The sequence below is a fragment of the Mycobacterium haemophilum DSM 44634 genome, assembly GCF_000340435.2.
GTDB classification, from domain to species: domain Bacteria; phylum Actinomycetota; class Actinomycetes; order Mycobacteriales; family Mycobacteriaceae; genus Mycobacterium; species Mycobacterium haemophilum.
Genome location: NZ_CP011883.2, coordinates 774,042 through 796,734, shown reverse-complemented (window position 1 = coordinate 796,734; position 22,693 = coordinate 774,042). Strand labels below are relative to the sequence as shown.

General features: G+C 63.7%; 29 protein-coding genes and 4 pseudogenes. 10 read left to right on the top strand and 23 right to left on the bottom strand.

Annotation, left to right across the window (positions count from 1 at the left end; translation table 11 throughout):
• Positions 1-2 precede the first annotated feature (2 nt).
• From B586_RS03830 to secY, 7 genes are all read right to left on the bottom strand, one after another.
• Positions 3-650, bottom strand: coding sequence for a hypothetical protein (locus B586_RS03830; protein WP_047315589.1), 648 nt, complete (start codon positions 648-650; stop codon positions 3-5).
• Positions 631-2,388, bottom strand: coding sequence for a thiamine pyrophosphate-binding protein (locus B586_RS03825; RefSeq protein WP_082607501.1), 1,758 nt, complete (start codon positions 2,386-2,388; stop codon positions 631-633). Before B586_RS03825 ends, B586_RS03830 begins: the two co-directional genes overlap by 20 nt.
• 50 nt (positions 2,389-2,438) lie before the next feature.
• The gene (locus B586_RS03820) at positions 2,439-3,206 is read right to left on the bottom strand and encodes an anti-sigma factor family protein (RefSeq protein ID WP_156166503.1); all 768 of its coding nucleotides are present in this window, start codon (positions 3,204-3,206) and stop codon (positions 2,439-2,441) included.
• A gap of 84 nt (positions 3,207-3,290) precedes the next feature.
• On the bottom strand, positions 3,291-3,824 hold the full coding sequence (locus B586_RS03815; RefSeq protein WP_082129558.1) for a sigma-70 family RNA polymerase sigma factor: 534 nt from the start codon (positions 3,822-3,824) through the stop codon (positions 3,291-3,293).
• Positions 3,825-3,916: 92 nt separating this feature from the next.
• Positions 3,917-4,717 carry a type I methionyl aminopeptidase gene (map, locus tag B586_RS03810; RefSeq protein ID WP_054880647.1) on the bottom strand — a complete coding sequence of 267 codons (801 nt, stop codon included), beginning with the start codon at positions 4,715-4,717 and terminating at the stop codon, positions 3,917-3,919.
• 2 nt (positions 4,718-4,719) lie between these two features.
• Complete coding sequence (locus tag B586_RS03805; RefSeq protein WP_054880648.1) at positions 4,720-5,265, bottom strand: adenylate kinase; 546 nt, start codon at positions 5,263-5,265, stop codon at positions 4,720-4,722.
• Positions 5,262-6,587, bottom strand: a complete 1,326-nt coding sequence (gene secY / locus B586_RS03800; protein ID WP_047315593.1) for a preprotein translocase subunit SecY — start codon at positions 6,585-6,587, stop codon at positions 5,262-5,264. Before secY ends, B586_RS03805 begins: the two co-directional genes overlap by 4 nt.
• Positions 6,588-7,025: 438 nt before the next feature.
• Here secY and B586_RS03795 point away from each other — a divergent pair, with 438 nt between their 5' ends.
• Positions 7,026-7,958 (top strand): class I SAM-dependent methyltransferase, encoded by a 933-nt coding sequence (locus B586_RS03795; RefSeq protein WP_047315594.1) that lies wholly within the window; start codon positions 7,026-7,028, stop codon positions 7,956-7,958.
• Between the two features lie 21 nt (positions 7,959-7,979).
• Here the strand turns inward: B586_RS03795 and B586_RS03790 are convergent, their stop codons facing one another.
• Positions 7,980-8,663, bottom strand: coding sequence for a GNAT family N-acetyltransferase (locus B586_RS03790; RefSeq protein WP_047315595.1), 684 nt, complete (start codon positions 8,661-8,663; stop codon positions 7,980-7,982).
• Positions 8,664-8,697: 34 nt separating this feature from the next.
• Entirely contained in the window at positions 8,698-10,074 is a 1,377-nt protein-coding gene (locus B586_RS03785; protein WP_054881086.1) for a xylulokinase, read from the bottom strand.
• A 30-nt stretch (positions 10,075-10,104) separates the two neighbouring features.
• Between B586_RS03785 and B586_RS03780 the strand changes: the two genes are divergently transcribed.
• The 4 genes from B586_RS03780 to B586_RS03765 all read left to right on the top strand — a co-directional run bounded on the left by B586_RS03780 (position 10,105) and on the right by B586_RS03765 (position 12,913).
• Positions 10,105-11,103 (top strand): NAD(P)-dependent oxidoreductase, encoded by a 999-nt coding sequence (locus B586_RS03780; RefSeq protein WP_054880649.1) that lies wholly within the window; start codon positions 10,105-10,107, stop codon positions 11,101-11,103.
• Entirely contained in the window at positions 11,100-11,756 is a 657-nt protein-coding gene (locus tag B586_RS03775) for an L-fuculose-phosphate aldolase (RefSeq protein ID WP_054880650.1), read from the top strand. Before B586_RS03780 ends, B586_RS03775 begins: the two co-directional genes overlap by 4 nt.
• A gap of 215 nt (positions 11,757-11,971) precedes the next feature.
• Positions 11,972-12,292 (top strand): PE family protein, encoded by a 321-nt coding sequence (locus B586_RS03770; RefSeq protein ID WP_056936225.1) that lies wholly within the window; start codon positions 11,972-11,974, stop codon positions 12,290-12,292.
• Positions 12,293-12,346: 54 nt separating this feature from the next.
• On the top strand, positions 12,347-12,913 hold the full coding sequence (locus B586_RS03765) for a PPE family protein (RefSeq protein WP_082607499.1): 567 nt from the start codon (positions 12,347-12,349) through the stop codon (positions 12,911-12,913).
• 30 nt (positions 12,914-12,943) lie between these two features.
• Here the strand turns inward: B586_RS03765 and B586_RS19830 are convergent.
• Positions 12,944-13,217 (bottom strand): annotated as a pseudogene (locus B586_RS19830) (S49 family peptidase); the annotation flags it as partial.
• Between the two features lie 19 nt (positions 13,218-13,236).
• Between B586_RS19830 and B586_RS20710 the strand changes: the two are divergent.
• The 3 genes and pseudogenes from B586_RS20710 to B586_RS03750 all read left to right on the top strand — a co-directional run.
• Positions 13,237-13,341, top strand: a pseudogene (locus tag B586_RS20710) (integrase core domain-containing protein); the annotation flags it as partial.
• A 240-nt stretch (positions 13,342-13,581) separates the two neighbouring features.
• Positions 13,582-13,878 carry a PE family protein gene (locus tag B586_RS03755; RefSeq protein ID WP_168162501.1) on the top strand — a complete coding sequence of 99 codons (297 nt, stop codon included), beginning with the start codon at positions 13,582-13,584 and terminating at the stop codon, positions 13,876-13,878.
• Positions 13,879-13,932: 54 nt separating this feature from the next.
• Positions 13,933-14,499 carry a PPE family protein gene (locus tag B586_RS03750; protein WP_054880654.1) on the top strand — a complete coding sequence of 189 codons (567 nt, stop codon included), beginning with the start codon at positions 13,933-13,935 and terminating at the stop codon, positions 14,497-14,499.
• A 6-nt stretch (positions 14,500-14,505) separates the two neighbouring features.
• On the opposite strand, the gene sppA is transcribed toward B586_RS03750, so the two are convergent.
• The gene (gene sppA, locus B586_RS03745; RefSeq protein ID WP_054880655.1) at positions 14,506-16,317 is read right to left on the bottom strand and encodes a signal peptide peptidase SppA; all 1,812 of its coding nucleotides are present in this window, start codon (positions 16,315-16,317) and stop codon (positions 14,506-14,508) included.
• Between the two features lie 2 nt (positions 16,318-16,319).
• Here sppA and B586_RS19825 point away from each other — a divergent pair.
• Positions 16,320-16,560: pseudogene (locus tag B586_RS19825) on the top strand (hypothetical protein); the annotation flags it as partial.
• Between the two features lie 165 nt (positions 16,561-16,725).
• Here the strand turns inward: B586_RS19825 and B586_RS03735 are convergent.
• A complete protein-coding gene (locus B586_RS03735) occupies positions 16,726-17,307 on the bottom strand; it encodes a PPE family protein (RefSeq protein ID WP_054880657.1) in 582 nt (193 codons plus the stop codon).
• Between the two features lie 49 nt (positions 17,308-17,356).
• Entirely contained in the window at positions 17,357-17,656 is a 300-nt protein-coding gene (locus B586_RS03730; RefSeq protein ID WP_054880658.1) for a PE family protein, read from the bottom strand.
• A 387-nt stretch (positions 17,657-18,043) separates the two neighbouring features.
• Between B586_RS03730 and B586_RS21820 the strand changes: the two are divergent.
• Positions 18,044-18,301: pseudogene (locus tag B586_RS21820) on the top strand (hypothetical protein); the annotation flags it as partial.
• Between the two features lie 134 nt (positions 18,302-18,435).
• Here B586_RS21820 and rplO read toward each other — a convergent pair.
• The 10 genes from rplO to rplN all read right to left on the bottom strand — a co-directional run bounded on the left by rplO (position 18,436) and on the right by rplN (position 22,613).
• Positions 18,436-18,879 carry a 50S ribosomal protein L15 gene (gene rplO, locus B586_RS03725; RefSeq protein ID WP_054880659.1) on the bottom strand — a complete coding sequence of 148 codons (444 nt, stop codon included), beginning with the start codon at positions 18,877-18,879 and terminating at the stop codon, positions 18,436-18,438.
• The gene (gene rpmD / locus B586_RS03720; protein WP_047315631.1) at positions 18,876-19,076 is read right to left on the bottom strand and encodes a 50S ribosomal protein L30; all 201 of its coding nucleotides are present in this window, start codon (positions 19,074-19,076) and stop codon (positions 18,876-18,878) included. Before rpmD ends, rplO begins: the two co-directional genes overlap by 4 nt.
• Before the next feature lie 2 nt (positions 19,077-19,078).
• Positions 19,079-19,753 carry a 30S ribosomal protein S5 gene (rpsE, locus tag B586_RS03715; protein WP_047315603.1) on the bottom strand — a complete coding sequence of 225 codons (675 nt, stop codon included), beginning with the start codon at positions 19,751-19,753 and terminating at the stop codon, positions 19,079-19,081.
• Between the two features lie 28 nt (positions 19,754-19,781).
• Positions 19,782-20,150, bottom strand: coding sequence for a 50S ribosomal protein L18 (gene rplR / locus B586_RS03710; RefSeq protein ID WP_047315604.1), 369 nt, complete (start codon positions 20,148-20,150; stop codon positions 19,782-19,784).
• A 2-nt stretch (positions 20,151-20,152) separates the two neighbouring features.
• Complete coding sequence (gene rplF / locus B586_RS03705) at positions 20,153-20,692, bottom strand: 50S ribosomal protein L6 (protein WP_054880660.1); 540 nt, start codon at positions 20,690-20,692, stop codon at positions 20,153-20,155.
• A gap of 10 nt (positions 20,693-20,702) precedes the next feature.
• On the bottom strand, positions 20,703-21,101 hold the full coding sequence (rpsH, locus tag B586_RS03700; RefSeq protein WP_047315606.1) for a 30S ribosomal protein S8: 399 nt from the start codon (positions 21,099-21,101) through the stop codon (positions 20,703-20,705).
• 72 nt (positions 21,102-21,173) lie between these two features.
• Positions 21,174-21,359 (bottom strand): type Z 30S ribosomal protein S14, encoded by a 186-nt coding sequence (locus tag B586_RS03695; protein WP_011739072.1) that lies wholly within the window; start codon positions 21,357-21,359, stop codon positions 21,174-21,176.
• A gap of 4 nt (positions 21,360-21,363) precedes the next feature.
• The gene (gene rplE, locus B586_RS03690; protein ID WP_047315607.1) at positions 21,364-21,927 is read right to left on the bottom strand and encodes a 50S ribosomal protein L5; all 564 of its coding nucleotides are present in this window, start codon (positions 21,925-21,927) and stop codon (positions 21,364-21,366) included.
• A complete protein-coding gene (gene rplX / locus B586_RS03685; protein ID WP_047315608.1) occupies positions 21,927-22,244 on the bottom strand; it encodes a 50S ribosomal protein L24 in 318 nt (105 codons plus the stop codon). The genes rplE and rplX overlap by 1 nt, the downstream gene beginning before the upstream one ends.
• A complete protein-coding gene (gene rplN, locus B586_RS03680) occupies positions 22,245-22,613 on the bottom strand; it encodes a 50S ribosomal protein L14 (protein ID WP_023370951.1) in 369 nt (122 codons plus the stop codon).
• Positions 22,614-22,693: the final 80 nt, after the last annotated feature.

Sequence of the window (22,693 nt, the reverse complement as noted above, 5' to 3'; positions counted from 1 at the left end):
CTTTATCTCATCCAGGCAGGGGTCACCGGCAGGCCATTGTGGTGGCGGTACTCGGCAATTGCTTTGAGGTTTTTCATTTCCAGCAGGTGCCCCGCGCTAAACATGTCCCAGAAATCGCCGACCCAGACGGTGCGTTCGGGCGGAGCTGCCTCCGGGTACGGGTTGTGGTCGTAGAACGGGTGATGGCAATTGGTCCACAGCACAACCGAACCGGGCTTGTCGAGGACCACTTCGGCGTCGATGACGCGCATCAAGTAGATCATCCACAGGTGTTTGCCTTGATCCCACGCACAGTGGTAGTCGACGGTACGGGCCTGCGAGTTGACGACGGTGCGGGTGTAGATCTTGGTCTCCGAACCGAGCCTGTCGTGAGCCAGCCACAAGCCCGGTTCGTCGGTGGGGGCGAAACCACGCAGACTGTAGGTCCACTCCTCGAGACTGCGGGTGTCTGCCATGTACTCAAACAACTCGTCGGGCGGACAGTCGATGTAGTCGTTGACGGTGCAGTACTCGCCGAATACCTGATCGTGCGGGTAGACCGACCGCATCATCTCCATGATGATCGGAGTGGCCTTCTCCCGGGGGTGTGTCTCGATGCGGGTGACCCCATTGATTGGCGTGGGAATATCGTCAAGCGCTGGCAGCGACATGGGCTCTGTTCTCCTTCGCGGCTGGATTCTTTACTGCAGTAGTGTTTTTCACCGACTTCCCGGTGAGAAATGGAGCGAACGGTGGGATTTCGTCGGCAGCGCACTCCACACTGACCACCGCAGGGCCGTCCACATCAAGCGCCGAACGCACCGCAGCGGCAAACCCGTCCAGGTCGCTGACGTCAACGGATGTCAGCCCCGGGAACATTGCTGCCAGGCCGGCGCCCAACCGGCTGGAATGGAATCGGTTGTAGCTGTACAGATCTTCATAGAACAGCTGCTCACGAGTCACGCACATGGCGTGAGCGTTGTTGTTGAACAACACAAACGTCACCGGAAGCCGGTAATGCACCGCGGTGTGCACCTCCATGCCGTGCATGAAAAACGCACCGTCCCCGGCAATCACCACGGTGCGTCCGCTGGGTCGTCCGCTGTTGGCACGTCCGAATGCCATCCCGATCCCGGCGCCGAAACTGTAGCCCATGCCGCCCATACCGAGTGCGACCGCAAATCTGCCGCCGCGTCGCACCGGCAGGTAGTGGACCGCCGACGCGCCAGTGTTGCCGGCGTCGACCACAATGTCCGCTCCGTCGGGCAGGGCACCGTCCAGCACCGCCATGGCGTCGCGGTACCGCACACCTGACGCGAAGCAAGGCGGGGGCGTCAGTTCGGTGCGCCGCACCGCATCGGGCACCCGCAAGCCCGTCGGGCGTCCGTGTCCGGCCAGCGCCTGGGTGAGTATGCGTAGCGAGCCACGCAGATCGTCGGTATGGACGTGGGTGCACGGAACATAGGGCGGCGCCGATCCAAGCGAGACCGTCTGCATCGCAGCCAGCACGTCGTCGAGGCCGGCACGCGCGGTCACCGATAGTCGGGTGCCCACGACCAGGCATACGGCGCTGGCGGCCACAACTTGGGCCACCCCCGGGTGGCCCATCACACCGGTTACCCCGAGCGCGGACGACGACCCCAGCCCCGGTGTTCCCGCGACGTCCTTGGCATCGGGGACGGTGGCCACCCGGGCACGCAGCACCGCGCGCAGCGCTTCGAGCTCGGCTCGAGCGTCGTCGCGGGCCACCTGCTCGCCCACGATGATGGTGACCGGACCGTTCGCTTGGCGCAGCACCTGGGCGATCAGAGACGGGTTTCCGATGGGCCGATGGTGCACAGCGAACCCATTATGGGAACCATTGCGGCTGCCGTCGATTTGCAGGCTTGCCTGCTGAATATCCTTGGGCAGCAATAACACCGCCGGTCCGCCGGTACGCGCAGCGGCGAGGGCTCTAGGCAGCGCGGCAACGATACCGGCCGGTGTGAGCACCCGCTCGCAGCGCACCGAGACCGCCGAAAACACCGCCTCAGCGTTCAGCGATCCATTACAGCCACTCATGTCCTGGAAGCTGCCCCGGCCGTCCAGCGCTGTGGGAGCTTGGCCGACCAAGGCCAACACAGGAACCCGGCTTGCCAGTGACTCCCCCAGGCCCGCAACAAGGTTCAGCGCGCCACCACCCGAAGTCGCTACCACCACCCCCAGCCCGGCCCCGCTGCGGCTGTACCCGTCGGCCATCGTGGCGGCGGAGAATTCATGCTTAGCCAGCACCGGGGTGATTCCGGGGTGGAAATGCGCCGCGTCATACAAATCCTCAATATTGGCGCCGTCCACACCGAAAATGTGGCTAACGCCGATGGCCGCGAGGTGCTCGACAATGTGGTCAACCACCCGGTGCTTCCGAGGCATGCCTGTAACACGACAGGCGAGTGACTTCAGTTCACTCACCCCGGGGAGGATTAGAGCGAACGCTGCAGCAAAACCTGGCCGCTATCAGCAGCAACCACTTGGACGGCGGCGATCTGCTCGAGCGGCGTCGAGATGCTGCCGGCGGGCGTCGCGGTGTGACCAGGTTCGGCCACCCAGGTCGCCAGCCTGGTTTGGCTGCCGTCGCGGCCCACCACCACCATCGCCAGCGTGTCGTGGTGCGCATCTGGCGGAGCCAGGCAGACGCATCGCAGATTGATGAACGTCCCCCAGTGCTGGCTGCTCAGCGACACCGTGGAGGTCAGCAGACTCGTCCCAACCTGTGCCATCGGTTCCGCGGACGCCGTCACCTGCTGCGGTGCTGTCGCGAAATGCCCTTGAACACCGACGAACACGCCGATCCCGAGCACAACGGCCGCAGCGGCTGAGGCCACCCAGGTGGTGAGGCGGGTACGGCGGCGGCGCCAACGCACCGTAGCCAACAACGAGGGCAATAACTTCGGCGACATCTCGAGTGTCGCCAACGCAGTGCCAGATGTGCTGCCCGACTCACTGATCGCGGCCACCTCTTCGTGGTTGAACTGCGAAAGTAGTGCCGGCATGCCACTGAGCTCGGCGACCGCCTGCCGGCATGCGGGGCAGTTGGCCAGGTGTGCCTCGAATTCGCGGCGGTCGGTCGCAGACAGCGACCCCAACACATAGGCGGCATCCCACATCGCGTAGTGGTGGCTGTCACCCATCGGCAAATCAGGTCGCTCGGTGTTGCCTGGCGGACCGATGCCACGTAGCGGCGTCCTCATGTCATCCATCTCCTGTCACCCTTAAGTATTCGGAGCTGATGACCACCGGGATGGGGCCTGAATGCTCCCCGATAAACTCCCGTGTCATCGGGTAACTCCAAGTTCCTGCAGAGTGAGCCGCAATGCCCGCACAGCATAGTGTAATCGCGACTTCACTGTTCCTTCGGCAATCCCGAGGTCGGTAGCTATCTGCGCGGTGGTCCAGCCGCGGTAGTAGGACCGCTCGATGACGGCCCGGTGCTCGGCGGACAATTGGGCCAGCGCGTCGCCGATCAGCAGCCGGTCCAGCGCCGCATCCACCTCGTCCGGTGAGGACTGTTCAGGCACGCCGGGTTCGTCGATCGAACCGACAACGTTGCGGAACCGTGCACTGCGTCGGTCGTCGATGATCATGTGGCGAGCAACGGTGAATATCCACGCCCGCGCCGAGCGCTCGGTGTCGCCGATCACTTCGGGATGCTGCCAGGCCCGCAGCAGCGTCTCTTGGACCACGTCTTCGGCTTGGCTCGCATCGCCCGTTAACCGCAGCGCATAGCGCCATAACACGGCGGCATGCTCGTCATAGAGCGCCTTCATCAGGGCGGCTTCTGCAGCCGCGGTGTCGGCCACGCGAGTCACTCGATCACCTCCGCCTACTGACACGAGTCGAGTAGATGTTTAGTTCACGGCACTCAGGGGAAGATTCACCAGAGTACGTGTGCGGAAGAGCGTCAGGTCAGCGTCAGAATGCGGGGCCCGTCCTCAGTGACGGCCACAGTGTGCTCCCAATGCGCCGCACGCGAACCGTCGGCGGTTCTCACCGTCCACTCGTCGTCGAGCACAACCGTCTTGCCGGTGCCAAGCGTCAACATCGGTTCGATGGCCAATACCGAGCCGGGCGCCAACAGTGGGCCGCGCCCAGGAGCGCCTTCGTTGGGCAGGAACGGATCCATGTGCATGTGCCGGCCGATGCCATGCCCCCCGTAGCCTTGCACAATCCCAAACGCGAGTCGGTACCGGATTTGGGCCGCGCGGGTACTCATTTCGATAGCATGCGCCACGTCGGTCAAACGATTGCCGACAATCATCGCCGCGATGCCGGCTTCCAGCGATTCTCTGGTCGCCTGCGACAGGGCTTCATCGGCGGAAGTCAGGGTGCCTACCCCGAAGGTGATCGCCGCATCACCATGCCAACCTTCCAGCACCGCTCCGCAGTCGATCGATACTAGGTCACCGGGTGCGAGAATCTCAGCGGCAGAGGGGATTCCATGAACCACCCGGTCATTGACCGATGCGCAGATGGTAGCGGGGTAGCCGTGGTAACCAAGGAATGACGGTGTAGCGCCGGCTTCGCGGATCACCGACTCGGCGATTTTGTCGAGGCTCAAACTCGATACCCCGGGGCCTGCGGCGGCCTGGACCGCGTGCAGTGCGGCCGCGACCACTGCACCGGCCGCGGCCATTGCGTCAAGTTCGCCGGCACTGCGCTGCGGCACGACTCGGCGACTGCGCAGCCGGGTCAACGGCCCCACGGTTACTTTCCCAAAGCGCGCAGCGCGCGGGCGAACACTTCATCCATGGTGCCGATGGCGTCGACAGTCTTCAATTCGCTGCTGTAGTACTCCAGCAGCGGCGCGGTCTCGTCACGGTAGACGTTCATCCGATTGATGATGATGTCGTCGGTGTCATCGGCGCGGCCCCGTCCTTTGAGCCGCTCCAACAACACCTCCTGCGACACGCGAAACTCCAGCACGGCATCGATGTCGGTGCCCCGGCGTTCCAGCATTTCATGCAGCGCCTTGGCTTGTTCGAGCGAGCGCGGATACCCGTCCAAGATAAAGCCGTCGACCACGTCCGATTTGTTGAGACGGTCGTCCACCAGCTGATTGGTTAGGTCGGAGGGCACCAAGTCGCCGGCGTCCAGGTAGCGCTTGGCCTCGCACCCGAGTTTGGTGCCGTCCTCGATGTTGCGCCGGAACAATTCGCCGGTGGAGATCTGCGGGATCCCCAGCTTCTCGGCGAGCCGTTGGGCTTGCGTGCCCTTGCCTGCCCCCGGCGGTCCCAGCAAAACAACTCTCACTTCAGGAACCCTTCATAGTTGCGCTGCATCAACTGACTCTCGATCTGCTTGACCGTATCCAATCCGACGCCAATCATGATCAGCACCGCCGTTCCCCCGAACGGCAAATTCTGGACCGCGCCACCATTGCCGATCTGCAGGAATAGGTTGGGCAGCACCGCGATCGCGCCAAGATAGATCGAGCCCGGCAGCGTAATTCGGCTTAGCACATAACGCAAATAGTCGGCCGTCGGCCGTCCCGGTCGAATGCCAGGAATGAAGCCGCCGAACTTCTTCATCTCGTCGGCACGTTCGTCGGGATTGAATGTCACCGATACATAGAAATAGGTGAAGAAGATGATGAGCCCGAAATAGATGCTGATATAAACCGGGTCGCTGGGATCAGACAGGTAGGTGCCGACGAACTTGTCCCACCAGCTGTTGCCCACACCACCGCTGCCGCTGCGGACCAGTTGGGTGATCAGATGCGGAATGTAGATCAACGACGACGCGAAAATGACCGGAATAACGCCGGCCTGGTTGACCTTGAGCGGCAGGTATGTTGAGGTCCCGCCGTACATCCGCCGACCCACCATGCGCTTGGCGTATTGCACCGGGATCCGGCGCTGGCCCTGCTCAACGAAGACCACACCGACGATGATGATCAGCGCGGCCAGGCAGACCGCGGCGAAGATGACCCCGCCCCGGCTATCGAGGATCTGTTTGCCCTCGGCGGGAATGCGGGCAGCGATACCGACGAAGATCAACAGCGACATGCCATTGCCGATGCCACGTTCGGTGATCAGCTCCCCCATCCACATCACCAGCGCCGCCCCGCCCGTCATCACCAGCACGATGACGACCAGGCTGAAGATGCTCTGGTCGGAGATGATGTCCTCCTGGCAACCCTGCAGCAGCCCGCCGTTGGCCGCCAGCGCCACGATACTGGTGGCTTGCAGGACGGCCAACGCGATTGCCAGGTAACGGGTGTACTGCGTCATTTTCGCTTGGCCTGCTTGACCCTCTTTGCGCAGTTCTTCAAAGCGCGGGATCACCACGGTCAGCAGCTGCACGATGATGCTGGCGGTGATGTAGGGCATCACCCCCACCGCGAACACCGTGAGTTTCAGCAGCGCGCCGCCGGAGAACAGGTTGATCAGCGAGTAAATCTGCCCGGCTTCGCCACCGGTGGCCTCTTTGATGCACTGCTGCACGTGCCGGTAGTTGACGCCCGGAGATGGCAGCGCTGCACCGACGCGATAGAGCACGACGATGCCCAGCGTGAAAAGGATCTTCCGCCTTAGATCGACTGTCCGCAGCGACGAGATGAAAGCCGAGAGCACTCTTCCTCCTGCGCAGCCGAACTCTTTTCGCGGCATGCCAACCGGCTGGTCCGGCTGGCATCGATTTCCGGGGGTTATCCTGCGTCTCGCGCCCCATACCCGCAGGCAGGACATACGGCGTCGCCGGTCAAACCGTGTACGAGACTAACAGCTGGTTTGCATAAGCCCCGTTGCGGGCCGCCAAACGGTCCGCGTTCACTTCGCAGCACCCTGCCAGACAACAGGCGTAAAGTCTCGGTGGGTCATTACATTGGCTAAGTATGAAGCTGCCACACATCGTATGAACGACGAAGGGCAACAGATGACGGGGATGGGCAGCGCCCGGTTTGAGGGAGACTCCTGGGACCTGGCGCCCAGCACGGACGCCACCGATCGACGGCGACGACGCTCCGTTCGGTGACGTGAACTACATCTGCGCTGAGCTGAAATAGGAACACCATGACACGCACTGAGCAGGACAGTTGGGATCTGGCCTCGAGCGTCGGCGCTACCGCGACGATGGTCGCGGCCGCCCGCGCGCTGGCTAGCGCGGAGCCCGACCCGATCATTAATGACCCGTTGGCGGCACCATTGGTGCGTGCGGTCGGCCTCAGCTTCTTTACTCGCCTGATTGACGGTGACATCTGCCTACAAGTCGGTTCGGAGGCTGGCGACGAGGCTGACAAATGCAGCGAGCGGGACCTGCGGATGGAAACCGATTCGATCGCGGTGCGCACCCGCTTCTTCGACGAATTCTTCCTCGACGCCGCCCGCGACGGTATCCGCCAGTCGGTGATCCTGGCCGCAGGCCTCGACGCCCGGCCTTACCGACTGCCATGGCCGAAAGGCACTGTGGTCTATGAAGTCGATCAGCCCCAAGTCATCGAGTTCAAAAGTGCCACGCTGTCGGCGCTCGGCGTCGCGCCGGCAGCCTACCGACGAACAGTCAGCGTCGATCTGCGAGATGACTGGCCAACAGCGTTGCGCCGCAGCGGATTTGATGCTTCGAAACCAACATCGTGGAGCGCCGAAGGCTTGCTGATGTACCTGCCACCGGAAGCTCAGGACCGGCTGTTCGACAACATCACCACGCTCAGCGCGCCGGGGAGCAAGCTGGCCACCGAATACCATCCGGAGTCGGGTGCGACGATGTCGCAGCGCGCGCAGGAATTCAACCAGCGGTGGATCAAGCTGGGCTGCGACATCGACCTGTCCGGACTGTTCTTCGACGGCGAGCGCAGCAATGTCGTTGACTACCTGACTGATCGAGGCTGGCAGGTGACCACCAGGCCACGGCGGGATCTGTTCGCCGAGTACGGCCGCGTCTTCCCCGACGACGACGAGATGGCCCAGTTCCGCAATGTTGTCGCGGTTGCCGCAACGCTGGGTTAGCAGCCGGCGTGCGCCCGGCTGCTAGTCAGCCGTAATCCGGCTACGCGGGTCGGCGGCGGGCGCTCGGGCAACCATCGGCACGGCGGGGAAGCAGTACGCCATCTCCGACCGCGACTTGCGCAGCGCAGCGGTGCCGTAACCCTTCTTTCGGTGATCGGGGTGAATCCAGACCCGTACGTCCACCTCGCCGTGGACGAGCTCACCGAACACCATCCCGACCTTCGCGCCTGCATCGACGGCCACAAACCACGCGGCCTCTTCGTCGGCGACGCGGGCCAGCGCCGCCCGGATCTCGTCGTCGATGCTGCCGGCCGGTCCGCCAGACCCATCGCCGGCGGCACCGATTTCCGCGGTGCGGGCAGCGAAGATGTCGCGGTCCTCGTCACCGGAAAAGGGCCGAAGCTCAAGGCTTTCACCCAGGCTTGCCGGGCGCTCCTGCAGCGTGAAGCTCAGCTGCTTGTTCAGATCTTCCAGCTCGGCAAGGATCTTTTTGCGGGAATCTTTGGTGAGCCGATCGAACGACATGCTCATGACCGCTTCGGCGGCCAGGTGAGACGTGTCGAGCAGCTTGACGATGGCCTCGACTGCGGCGGACTTATTTTCGGCCTCCACCACGGCATCGGCTACCTCGTGGCGACGTTCCAAAGCCTTCAACAGCGCGTCAGCTATCTCTCGGCGGGCAGCGGTTTGGTCGTGGTCGGTCATGGCATAAGCCTAGAACGCCACCCCAGGGGTCGCGCTAGGCCTCGGGGTTAGCGCCACGGGACGGCCGGTCGGCCAGCTCGAGGAACCGGCGGTAGCGGTCCGCGACCGCTACCGCCCACGCTGGATGGGGCTCGACGATGCGTTCGGTGCAGGCCCACCGGGCGGCATCGGTGATCGACGATTCCAGACCGGCGGCCATGCGGCCCAGGAACGCAGCCCCCAACGCCGCTCCCTCGGCCACCCCGGACACGTGCACCGGCCGACCGGTCGCGTCGGCGATGGCCTGCATCCAGGGCCGAACCCCGGTACCGCCACCGGCGGCCACGAGGCGCGACACCGACACTCCACTCAGTTCGATGAGCTGGCGGACCACGAAGCCCGACGCCTCGTAGGCGGCGCGGCGCACCGATGCGGCGTCGTGGGTGAGATCTAAGCCGTCGAGCACCGCGCGGCGATCGGGATCATGGAACGGCGTACGTTCGCCGCGCACATACGGCGACCAGACCGGTACCCGGCGCGGATCGACATCCTCAAAATCGCCAGTCGGATCACCCGGTCCGACGAGGCGATCCACCCAGTCGAGGAATAACCCGCCGGCATTGCTGGCTCCGCCGATCCGGCTCTTCCCGGCGGTCGTATGCGGGATCGTCCACAGCCCGGGCACCCGTCGCGGCTCCGGGATGGTCGTCCACACGATCAGCGTGGTGCCGCACAGCACCAGGACGTCGCCGTCGCGGTCGGCGCCGGCCACGATCTGTTCGCATAGGGTGTCGACGCTGCCGCTGGCCAGCACGGCGCTGCTGCCGTGCACCTGGCCGGTAGCCGCTCCAATCGCCTCCACCCGCGGCATCCGGTCGGCGGTCACGCCATAGCCGGCGCATGCCGCCGGGTTCCATCCGGTCCCATCGAAGAGGGGCAGGGCCGTGATGGCCGTAGCGAAATCGATCACCGCCTCGCCGGCCAGCGCGTAGTTGGCCACCGCTGGTGCGGGCCAGTAGCCGGCCGCATCGGGGGCGGCGGCGGCCGTCCAGCGGACAAACTCGGCGGCCTCACCCACCGACGGAAGCGGTTGCGCCGGTCGGTCCACGTCGGCTGGCACCCGCCCCCTGCTGTCGCCGTACAGCAGTCCCGGCGTGATGGGCCGGCCCGCGGCATCGACGGCGGTCAACGTGGGCACCATGGCCGCAACGGCCACCGCCTTGATGTCGGGCCGGATCAATCGGTCCAGGGCCGCCAATGGGCCCTGCCGCCATGCCTGGTCGGCGTCGTGTTCGAGCCGGTCAGGGGCCGGCACCCGTAGCTGGTGCGGAATTCGCTGCCGGGCCGTCACGTGACCATCCTCGTCAGCAACCACAGCTTTGACCGCCGTGCTACCGACATCGATGCCGATTGTGACGCCTTTACGTGACACGGGCGTCACCGTACGCCAGCATTGGCTTTCGTGACATCCCGACCACGTGCCCTGGTAACAGCTCCGCTGCGGGGACCGGGCTTCACCAAGCTGGCAGAGCTGGCCGACGTGGTGTACGACCCTTGGATCAGTGAGCTCGATCAGACCCCGCCGCGGATCTACAGCGCAGCGCAGCTGGCCGACCGGATCGCTGACGAAGCCGCCGATGTCGTTGTGGTGGAAAGCGACTCGGTCGGCGGCCCGGTCTTCGAGCAAGGGCGGCGCGCCCTACTCGCCGTAGTAGCCACCCGCGGGGATCCCAACAACGTCGATATTCCCGGAGCCACCGCAGCCGGCATTCCAGTGCTGAACACCCCGGCCCGCAACGCCGACGCGGTCGCCGAGATGGCGGTGGCGTTGTTGCTAGCAGCCACCCGTCACCTGCTGACCGCAGACGCGGATATCCGCAGCGGCAACATATTTCGCGATGGCACCATTCCCTATCAACGGTTCCGTGCCGGCGAAATCGCCGGGCGCACCGCCGGACTGGTGGGCCTGGGTGCGGTCGGCCGAGCGTTACGGTGGCGGCTAACCGGGCTGGGCTTACGCGTCATCGCCACCGACCCCTACCACGACGACGCCCGCCACAGCCTCGACGAGCTGCTGAGCGAGGCCGACGTCGTCTCCCTGCACGCCCCGGTCACCGACGAAACCATCGGGATGATCGGCGCCGCGCAATTTGCGGCCATGCGCGACGGTGTCGTTTTTCTCAACACCGCGCGGGCCCAGCTGCACGACACCGACGCGCTGGTCGAGGCCCTGCGCCGGGGCAAGGTGGCCGCCGCAGGCCTCGACCATTTCGCCGGCGAGTGGCTGCCGACCGACCACCCACTGGTCGGGATGCCCAACGTCGTGCTTACCCCGCACATCGGCGGCGCCACGTGGAACACTGAGGCACGGCAGGCACAGATGGTCGCCGACGATCTAGAAGCGCTGCTATCCGGCCACCCGCCCGCCCATCTGGTGAACCCGGAGGTGCTCGGCCCATGACATTCGTTGACGACCCCGAGGCCGCGGTACTGGCGGCGGCCAAAGACATGCTGCGCCGCGGCTTGGTGGAAGGAACAGCCGGCAACATTTCCGCCCGGCGCGGCGACGGCAACATCGTTATCACGCCGTCATCGGTCGACTATCGGGACATGATGCTCGACGATCTGGTGCTGGTCGATCCCGAAGGGATTGTCCTGCAAGCGAAAACCGGGCGGGCGCCGTCATCGGAAATGAAGTTGCATCTGGCGTGCTACACAGCGTTCAACGACATCGGCAGCGTCATTCACAGTCATCCGGTGTGGGCAACCATGTTCGCCATCGCACATGAGCCGATTCCGGCCTGCATCGACGAGTTCGCGGTCTACTGCGGCGGGGACGTTCGGTGTGCCGAGTATGCCGCGTCCGGTACACCTGGCGTCGGCGTCAACGCGGTCAAGGCGCTGCAAGGCCGTGCCGCCGCGTTGATCGCCAACCACGGCCTGGTGGCCATCGGGCCCCAGCCGGACAAGGTACTGCACATCACCGCTTTGGTGGAGCGGACCGCCCAAATCGTTTGGGGCGCTCGTGCTCTCGGCGGCCCGGTCGCTATTCCCGAGGATGTGAACCGCAACTTCGCCCTGGTCTACAACTACCTGCGCGCCAATCCGAGGTAACCACATCAAGTGTGAACTACGCGCGCGCCGTGCTCCACCTGGGGCCCGGCATCGCGCCGGGCATTTATACGTTAGGCTACGGGCCAGACACGTGGAGTTAACCATTGTGTTCGTCGCGCAACTGCGCACAATGGCAGCCGCTGCGTTACCACCAACGCCGGCGGTGCGGACAACCGTACAGAATCATCCCCTGGCAATTGCCCGGGGTTTTTAGAATGAGCGGAGATGGCATGTCTTTTGTGATCGTAGACCCTCAGGCGGTGGACGACACCGCCAACGAGGTGGACGGCCTCGCTAATCTCCTCGATGACACCAGTACCGATGCGGCCAGCATGACCGCGCTTGCGCCCGCGGCTGCCGACCGGGTATCGACGGTCGCGGCGAAGCGCCTCTCCCGGCAAGCGCAGAACTTTGAGGAGCTCAGCACGCAATACGCGGCGATTCTCCGGCAGTATGCGAACGTCTTGCGGAACGCCGGCGCTGCCTATTCGGCCGCCGAGGCCGACAATATCGAAAATGTCGAAAATATTGTCTGACCGACTGACCGTACTGAAATACCAGCACCGCAGATATCAAGACAAAGAGAAGAGATGTTTTTACCAACAATAGCAACGGAGTTATCGGCGTCATTCGCAACGATAAAACCGGAGGAGATTTCCGACGCCATCTATAACGGTCAAGGTTCTGAGCCGATGCTTGAGGCCGGTACCAAGTGGTGCGACTTGGCGGAAGAACTAGGACAAGCAGCTACGACAATTCAGTGGGTGAATGGGCAGCTACAAGGCGCGTGGCAAGGTGAGTCGGCGAACTGGATGGCCGAAACAGCCGTACAGCATCGGACGTGGCTGTGGGTTGCTTACCAACGTGCCAAACTGACCGCCAAAGCGGCCCGGGGCATCGCAGACGCCTTTGACCGGGTGCACAAGAACGTGGTGCCTCCGGAAGATATCGCCGCTAACCGCGCGAAGTTGCGGGACGCGAAGAACGAGATCGTGATCAACGCTCCGAAAATCGCTGCCCTCGAAGAGGAATATCAGGCGTTTTGGGCCCAGAACACCAAGGCCATGGACGCCTACGCACGTGAAGTGCGGGCTCAGCTGTCGAGGGTAATTCCGTTTGGCGAGGCGCCGCAGATCGTCGCCCCGTCCTCCGACTAACGGCACTCGACTCCCCCAGCCACGGCACGCTGGTCGCACCATGTCCAGCAACGACGAGCCAGGGTAACTGACGATGCGGACGTCGGCATCCGCGTCCAGACCGGCCAGGGGTGTGCTGCTCCGGCGTGAACGGCGCGTCAGCCGACCACGCATCGGCATTGGCGTTGGCGTTGGCGTGCACCGTATTTGACCCGACGCTCAACCGACCCTTCAGATCCCGAATCATCAACTTTCCGGTGATCACGCCAATCGAACCGGTGATCGTACCCGGATTGGCCGCAATCGCGTCGGCGCCCGCCGCGACGACGGTGTCGGCGCTGTCTTGGCGCCGGTTCAACGGCGCCGGTTCACTATTCATCGATCCTGGCTCATCGCGGCAGAACGCCTGGGTCGAGTCGTTCAACGGCCGGCTACGCGACGAACTGCTGGTCTCGTTCGCCGGGAACACACCGCAGCTCCCATGCAAAGCCACATCAGCGATCCGCGGGTCGCGCCGTGTGCATTGATCCGTTAGACTACGGCACGACACGTGAAGTCAACCATTGTGTTCGTCGCGTAGCTGCGCGCAATAGCAGTCGCTTCGTTACCACCAGCGCCGGCGGTACGGATAACAATACTTAATCATCCCCGGGGCAATTGCTTGGGGTTTTACAATGAGCGGGGATGGCATGTCTTTTGTGACCGTAAACCCTCAGGTGGTGGACGATATCTCCCGTTACGCGGAGACCGTCGCTGATTTCCTCGATGATCGCAGTACCGAGGCGGCAAACATGACCAATCTTGCGCCTGCGGCCGCCGACAAAGTATCGACGGTCGCAGCGAAGTACCTCTCCCAGCAAGCGCAGAACTTTGACGAGCTCAGCGCGCAATACGCGCAGATTCTCCGGCAGTATGCGAACGCCTTACAGACGGCCGCCGTTGCTTATTCGGCCACCGAGGCCGACAACATCGAAAACATAGGCTGACCGACTAACCGTACTGAAATACCAGCACCGCAGATATCAAGACAAAGAGAAGAGATGTTTCCCCCAGAAATAGAAACGGAGTTATCGTCGTCATTCGCAACGATAAAACCGGAGGAGATTTCCGACGCCATCTATAACGGTCAAGGTGCTGAGCCGATGCTTGAGGCCGGTAACCAGTGGAATGACTTGGCAGAAGATATCGCACAAGTAGCCCAGGCACTTCAGCAGGTGAACGGGCAGCTACGAAGCGCGTGGCAAGGTGAGTCGGCGAACTGGATGGCCGAAACGGCCGTACAGCATCGGACGTGGCTGTGGACTGCTTACCAACGTGCCAAATTGACCGCCAAAGCGGCCCGGGGCATCGCAGACGCCTTTGACCGGGTGCACAAGAACGTGGTGCCTCCAGAAGATATCGCCACTAACCGCACGAAGTTGGCGGACGCGAAGAACGAGATCGTGATCAACGCTCCGAAGATTGCTGCCCTCGAAGAGGAATATCAGGGGTTCTGGGCCCAGAACACGAAGGCAATGGACGTCTACGCAGGCGAAGTGCGGGCTCAGCTGTCGCGGGTAATTCCGTTTGGCGAGGCGCCGCAGATCGTCGCCCCGTCCTCCGACTAACGGCGCTCACAAGCGCGACTCCCCTAGCCACAGCACGCTGACACCGCTTAGCGTCTGCTCGACGTGTTCGAGGATCCCGGCAACCGAGCGGCCCAGCAGCGCGGCCACCGCGTCGGGCAGCGACGCGGCGCCGGGTTGCGACGACGCCCGGGGTCGCACCATGTCCAGCAACGACGAGCCAGGGTAACTGACGATGCGGACGTCGGCGTCCGCATCCAGACCGGCCAGGACCTTGGCTCTGCGCACCGCGGTTGCCAGCCCGCCGAGTTCGTCGACCAGGCCACGCTCGAGAGCGTCGGCGCCGGTCCAGATCCGTCCTCGCGCAACATCATCGACCGCGTCGGTGGTCATGCCGCGGCCTTCAGCGACGCGCTGCAGGAAGTCGGCGTAGAACAAGTCCGCCTCGGCCTCTCGATGGGTATGCTGCTCCGGCGTGAACGGCGCGTCAGACGACCACGCATCGGCATTGGCGTTGGTGCGCACCGTATCTGACCCGACGCCCAACCGACCCTTCAGATCCCGAATCACCAACTTTCCGGTGATCACGCCAATCGAACCGGTGATCGTACCCGGATTGGCCACAATCGCGTCGGCACCCGCCGAGACGTAGTAGCCACCAGAGGCGGCGACCGCGCCCATCGATACCACCACGGGCTTGCCGCGGTCGCGGGCTCTTTTCACCTCACGCCAGATGGTTTCGGATGCGGTGACCGAGCCGCCCGGGCTGTTCACCCGCAGCACAATCGCGGACACCGATTCATCGGCAGCGACCTCGCGCAGCGCCGCCGCGATGGTGTCGCCACCGCCGGTAGAGGTGCCGAACGGCAGAAATTGCGGTCCGCCGCGTCCATTGACGATCGGACCTTCCAAGGTGACCACGGCGACGGTTGGCTTGGACCGGCGCCCAGGAATCGACGGCATGGGTGGCACCAGTCGTGACCGGGCCGCACTGGCGTAGCGCGACAGGTATAGCCGCGGTGGACCGTCCTCGTCGGCGTCTGGGCTTGTCGGCGGCTCGCTGGACCCTGGTGTCATGCCTTTGGCACCAACCAGTTCCGCTATGCGGGCATAAGCTTCGTCGCGGAATCCGATCCGGTCGACCAAACCGGAGGCGACCGCGTCATCGCGTAACAGCGGAGCCCGGTCGGCCAACGGATTGAGCGCTGCGGGGTCGATCTCGCGGGATTCGGCGATCCCCTGCCACACCTGGCCTTGCAGGCTTTCCAGCATCCGGCTGACCGCCTCGCGGTGGGCGTCGGTGAAGCCGCCTTCGGTGAAAAGGTTTGCCGCCGACTTGTATTCACCCCGTGCGACGAACTGCGCTTCGATCCCTGCCTTAGCCAGCGCGTCCCGCAGGAACGTGGCATTGCTCGCGAAGCCGATCAGCCCGACACTTCCCGACGGCTGCATCCAGACCTCACCGAAGGCCGAAGCCAGGTAGTAGGACAGCGTGCCCGGATAGGTCTCGGCCCAGGCTAGTGACGGCTTGACCGCGCTGAACGCGACGACGGCCGCGCGCAGTTCCTGCACTGCCGCCGGCGGCGACGCACCAAGCTGAACGCGGGCAATCAGGCCGGCGACCCGGGGGTCGTCGGCGGCACGGTGGATCGCGGCGACAGCCTCGCGCAGGGCCATCGGTCGACCACCCCCAGCGATAATTGCGAAAGGGTCAAAGCTGGTGGTTTCCGGCGGCATCGACCGCAGGTTGACTTCGAGCACGCAACCGCTCGGTATGCCATGGTGACGGGCCGTGTTAACCCGGTTGGCCAGGGCACGGACGTCGTCGATACCAGGAAGTGGGGGCAAAAAGGCGAACATGTCTGCAGCGTACCCATGCCGCCGGGCCCCCGCCGGACGGTGGTGAGGCGAGGTTCTCGATCGCTATCCCGCAACTGGACTCCGATAGCTTCGACGGCGCCGGACTACGCAAATATCTTGTCCGGGCCGAGGAGCTCGGGTTCGAGGGCGGCTGGGTGCCCGAGCAGATCATCGGCCGAGGCACCGCTGCTGGCCCCGCTGGAGCCGCTGGCGTATTGCGCGGCCTGCAGACGATCGTGGCGCTGGCCGAGTTCAATGTGACCGACGTGCGGGGGCTCCTCAAATGCCCGCCGCCGTAACCTGTTAGCGTCGCCCAGGCTCAGCGCAAAACGGTGATACAGCCACATCGCGTGCCCGACCAGCCAATCCGCACAGCACCGGGCTAGGTCAACAACGTTGACGATGCCATCACACCGATTCGGAGACCAAAGTTTCTGGAGCAACCGGCTGGACCAACCCGGTGTTGTGGGCGACCGACGGCGGCGGAAACGGAGTCGTCTCCGACAACGCCTCCGACACCTCCGACAACTCAGAACTATACCTCGCCCACACCCGACCGTTATGTATAGTGAGCCGCTCGTATTGCTGGTCGAGTTGCGCGATCGTGGGAGCGTTTAGCCCGAGCGGGTCATTGGCCAGTAGCTGCATTCGCTGAGTGCGGTTAGCGTCGATCACCGCCATAGATATCACAGTGCAACATGCATGCGAATAGGCACTGACGATACGGGTGGTCTGCTTCCTGGTCGCATAGAGCTTGCCAGCGAAGTCAGACAGCCATACTCGAAGGGGCGTGACCGCTTCAATCACCTGGCGCGCCGCGGGACCCGACCACTCTGCTGTCAGACCGACGAGCATGCGGTCGAACTTATCCTCGAGGTCCCAGAGCTCCGACCACAACGACTCCCACTGGCCAGCAGCGCGCCACAGCGAGGCAGTACCCGGGCCGCTTTGGAAGTAGTTGGCGATGGTTTCCGGTGGTAGATACGGCATCTTGTTGTTCGTTGTTCCTTCCGGCTCGTAACGACTTGTGGTGACTCGTTTAGCTCAAGGGCTTGACGTTGTCGGCCTCGGTGGCCGCATACTTTTGAGCACCGGCGTCCAAGGCGACCGCAAGCTCCTCAAAAACCACCCTCGCCGCAGCAAAAACCTCCGCAAACCGCTGCGCGTGCCCGACGAGATGCGCTGCCACCCATTGCGAGTTCGGATCAGGCGCCGGAGCCACCACCGCGGTGATCACTGGATCCGCCGCAGCATAAACGGCAGCCGCGTCAGCACTCATTTTTCGCACCTCCGCTGCCGCATTCTCCAACGCCTCAGGGGCTGTGGTCAGAAAAGACATGCCAACTCCACTTCGTAGCCAACGTGATTAACGATTCCGCGCACACTGCAACGGACCGATCAACTACCGATTGATTGATTGATTGATTGCGCTGTCAGACACCCACGCTAGCGAGACGAAACATCCTCACCGGGGACAATTATGCGACAGACCTAGATATCAACTCCGCGTAAACCGCTTACCAATCCGACCGCATACCATACACGCAATCATCAGATGACGCCACTAATCGCGTTGACCACATCGAAAATACTCGCGCAGCTCTTCGGGACACCGTCATGTCGAGTCAAAATGATTACGGCACAGCCAGTGTCAGGTGACTGATGGCAGTTCCCAGCTGGGCTGTTCGGGTATTTCGAGCGGCGACGAGTCTCCAAGGCGCACAACACGCTACATTCCAAGCCGAAAGGCGAAAACATTAGAGCATCCGGTCAATGGCCTGCCACGCCGGGGTGAGTCACTCGACGGTGCAGCGCATCTGGCATGCCCGCGGACTGCAACCGCATCCAGTGGACACGTTCAAGATCTCCACCGACACGGCACCATCACCTAGAGTTCCTGAAGTTCCTGCGCACCATCGACCAAGAGGTACCCAAAGACCTTGCCGTACATCTGATCCTGGACAACTACGCCATGCACATACATGTCGACGGCGCTGGGCGGAATGTAGCCAAACCGCCGGCAGGCACCCGCCAAGACGCTGCTGGAGCGCCTGCTGAATCGGTAACGGCACCAACGGCCGCCCTTCGAGGGTCCTACCCGCGGGCGAAACGAAAACGCTAGGACAGCTCGGTAACCGAGCCGCCGGCGGCGGTGACCTTGTCGCGCGCGCTGCCGCTGAACTTGTGTGCGGACAGGTTGACCTTGACGGTCAGCTTGCCGTCGCCGAGAACCTTGACCAACGAGTTCTTCCGAACCGCGCCCTTGGCCACCAAGTCGTCCACGCCGATTGCGCCGCCCTCGGGGAACAACCGGTTGATGTCACCGACATTGACGACCTCGTATTCCGTCCGGAACCGGTTCCGGAATCCCTTGAGCTTGGGCAGCCGCATGTGGATCGGCATCTGCCCGCCCTCGAAGGTCACCGGCACCTGCTTGCGGGCCTTGGTGCCCTTGGTACCGCGGCCGGCGGTCTTGCCCTTCGAGCCCTCACCGCGGCCGACCCGGGTGCGTGCGGTTTTCGATCCGCGCGCGGGTCGCAGGTCGTGCAGTTTGATGGTCACTTGGCCTTACCTCCAGCTTCCGCCGGCTCCACCTCGACAAGGTGGCGCACCACCGCGATCAGCCCGCGGGTCTGGGGGTTGTCTTCGCGGATCACCGAATGCCGAATCCGCCGCAGGCCCAGGGTGCGCAGGCTCTCACGCTGCTTCCACCGTGCCCCAATCGTGCTACGCACCTGGGTGATCTTCACCTCTGCCATGGTTACGCCGTTCCCTCACGCGTCGCCGCCGCGCTGGCAGAGATAGCCAGCGCTTCGCTCTCCCGTCGCGCCTTCAGCATCCCGGCCGGGGCGACGTCCTCAATGGGCAGGCCACGCCGGGCCGCCACCTCCTCAGGACGCTGCAGCAGCTTGAGCGCGGCCACGGTGGCGTGCACCACGTTGATCGCATTGTCGCTGCCCAACGATTTAGCCAGGATGTCGTGCACCCCAGCGCATTCCAGCACCGCGCGCGCCGCACCGCCGGCGATCACACCGGTACCCGGGCTGGCCGGGCGCAACAGCACCACGCCCGCGGCCGCCTCGCCCTGCACCGGGTGAGTGATAGTGCCGCCGATCAGCGGCACCCGGAAGAAGCCTTTGCGAGCCTCTTCTACGCCCTTGGCAATCGCGGCGGGAACTTCCTTGGCTTTGCCGTAACCGACACCGACCATGCCGTGGCCGTCACCCACGATGACCAAAGCGGTGAAGCTGAATCGCCGGCCACCCTTGACCACCTTGGAGACGCGGTTGATGGCAACGACCCGTTCCAGGTAGTTGCTCTTCTCACTGTCCCGGTCCCGGTCACGACCGCCCCGGCCACCTCCCTCGCGCCGGCCGCGGCCTTCGCGGCTATCACCGCGGGTGTCGCCGAGCCCGCCAGCTGACTGCTCCGCCATTATGCGGTCCTTCCAGTCTTGCTTGTCATCAGAAACTCAATCCGTTCTCGCGTGCGGCATCGGCCAGCGCCGCGATCCGCCCGCCGTAGGTGTACCCGCCACGGTCGAATACCACCGTGTCGATGCCGGCGGCCTTGGCCCGTTCGGCGATCAATTGACCGACCCGCACGCTGCGGGCTTTTTTGTCACCTTGCAGGCCGCGCACGTCAGCCTCGATCGATGACGCGGCGGCCACCGTGGTGCCGGTGACGTCGTTAACCAGTTGCACGTGAATGTGCCGCGCGGACCGGTTCACGACCAACCGTGGGCGCTCCGGGGTGCCCGATACTTTTTTGCGCAGCCGCGCGTGCCTACGCAGCCGAGAGACCCTCCGAGTCGCGGAGACTGATTGCGCCATGACTACTTACCTGTCTTTCCGACCTTGCGGCGGATCTGCTCACCTTCGTAACGCACGCCCTTACCCTTGTACGGGTCAGGGCGGCGCAGACGGCGGATGTTCGCCGAGATCTGACCGACCTTCTGCTTGTCGATCCCCGTGATGGTGAACTTCGTCGGTGACTGAACCGCGAACGTGATGCCCTCGGGAGCCTCGATCACCACCGGATGGCTATACCCCAGCGCGAACTCCAGATTGGAGCCCTTGAGCTGCACCCGGTAGCCGACACCGAAGATCTCCATGTTGGTGGTGTAGCCCTGCGTCACACCGGTGACCAGGTTGGACACCAAAGTGCGCGACAGCCCGTGTAGTGAGCGGTTACGCCGCTCATCGTCGGGGCGGGTGACCACGATGGCACCGTCGGAGTTGCGCGCCACCGTGATCGGCTCGGCGACCGTCAAATCCAGGGTGCCCTTGGGCCCCTTCACCGAGACGTTCTGACCGTCGATCGTGACGTCGACTCCGGCGGGGACCGGAATCGGCTGCTTACCAATGCGCGACATGGTTACTCCCTCACCACACGTACGCGAGGACTTCGCCGCCCACGCCCTGTCTGGCTGCCTGGCGGTCGGTCAGCAGGCCCGAGGAGGTCGAGATGATGGCCACCCCCAGGCCGCCGAGCACCCGGGGCAGGTTGGTGGATTTCGCGTACACGCGCAACCCCGGCTTGGACACCCGGCGTAAACCAGCGATGCTGCGCTCCCGGCTCGGCCCGTACTTGAGTTGAACGACCAATGACTTGCCGACCCGAGCGTCTTCGGTGCGAAAGTCGCTGATGTACCCCTCGTTCTTGAGGATCTGGGCGATGTTGGCCTTGATCTTGGAGTGCGGCAAAGTCACTTCGTCGTGATACGCCGAATTCGCGTTGCGCAGACGTGTCAAGAAGTCTGCGATCGGGTCCGTCATAGTCATTGAGCGCTACTCCTCTTCATCGCTGCGCTCTGCATCGTCGTCAGCGCGGTCATGGTTTAGTCCTGTGTCCCGTCACCAGCTACTTTTCTGCACACCGGGTAACTCACCGGCGTGCGCCATCTCACGCAGGCAGATCCTGCACAGCCCGAACTTGCGGAACACCGCACGCGGGCGACCGCACTTGCTGCAACGGGTGTAACCGCGCACCGCAAATTTCGGTTTGCGCGCAGCTTTGTTGACTAGTGCCTTCTTCGCCATCTGCTCAGTTCTCCTTGAACGGAAAGCCGAGGGCCCGCAACAGCGCTCGTCCTTCATCGTCGGTCGTCGCCGAGGTGACGACGTTGATGTCCATGCCGCGAACCCGGTCGATCTTGTCCACATCGATCTCGTGGAACACCGACTGCTCGGCCAGCCCGAAGGTGTAGTTGCCGACACCGTCGAATTGCTTGGGCGACAACCCGCGGAAGTCACGAATACGGGGCAGCGCGATTGACGTGAGCCGGTCGAGGAACTCCCACATCCGGTCGCCACGCAGCGTCACCCGGGCACCGATCGGCATGCCCTCGCGCAGCTTGAATTGCGCGATGGACTTCCGCGCCTTGCGAATCTCGGGTTTCTGACCGGTGATCAACGCCAAGTCGCTGACTGCACCGTTGATTAGCTTGGCGTCCCGGGCGGCGTCGCCAACTCCCATGTTGACGACGACCTTCACCACGGTCGGGATCTGCATCACGTTGCCGTAGCTGAACTGCTTGTTCAGCGCATCCCGGATCTCGTTGCGGTAGCGCTGTTTAAGGCGCGGCTGCACTTTTTCTGCGGTGCTCATCAGATGTCCTTGCCATTGCGCTTGGAGATACGGACTCGCTTGCCGGTCTCCTCGTCTACCCGGTAGCCGATGCGGGTGGGCTTGCCGTCCGAGTCGACCACCATCACGTTGGAGACGTGGATCGGGGCTTCCTGGGTGACGATGCCGCCTGATTGGGCTCCGCGCTGGTTGGTCGAAATCGCGGTGTGCTTCTTGATCCGGTTGACGCCCTCGACCAGCACCCGGTTACGGCTCGGGTAGGCCTGCAAGACTTTGCCCTTTGCCCCTTTATCTTTGCCCGCGATTACCAAAACGGTGTCGCCCTTATGGACCTTCATCTACAGCACCTCCGGGGCCAGCGAGATGATCTTCATGAATCGCTTCTCGCGAAGTTCGCGGCCGACCGGCCCGAAGATGCGGGTCCCGCGCGGGTCGTTGTCGGGCTTGATGATCACCGCCGCGTTCTCATCGAACTTGATGTAGCTGCCGTCGGGACGCCTGCGCTCCTTGGCGGTGCGCACCACGACGGCTTTGACGACATCCCCGCGCTTGACGTTGCCGCCGGGAATGGCGTCCTTGACGGTGGCGACGATGACATCACCAATGCCGGCGTAGCGTCGGGACGAGCCGCCGAGCACCCGGATGCACAAGATCTCCTTGGCTCCGGTGTTGTCGGCCACCTTCAGCCGCGATTCCTGCTGAATCACTCGATCTCCTGACCTGGTTCACGTATGCACGGCAGGAGGTACCCACAAGAAAACCTGACGTGCTCTTTGCCGCCGAAGGG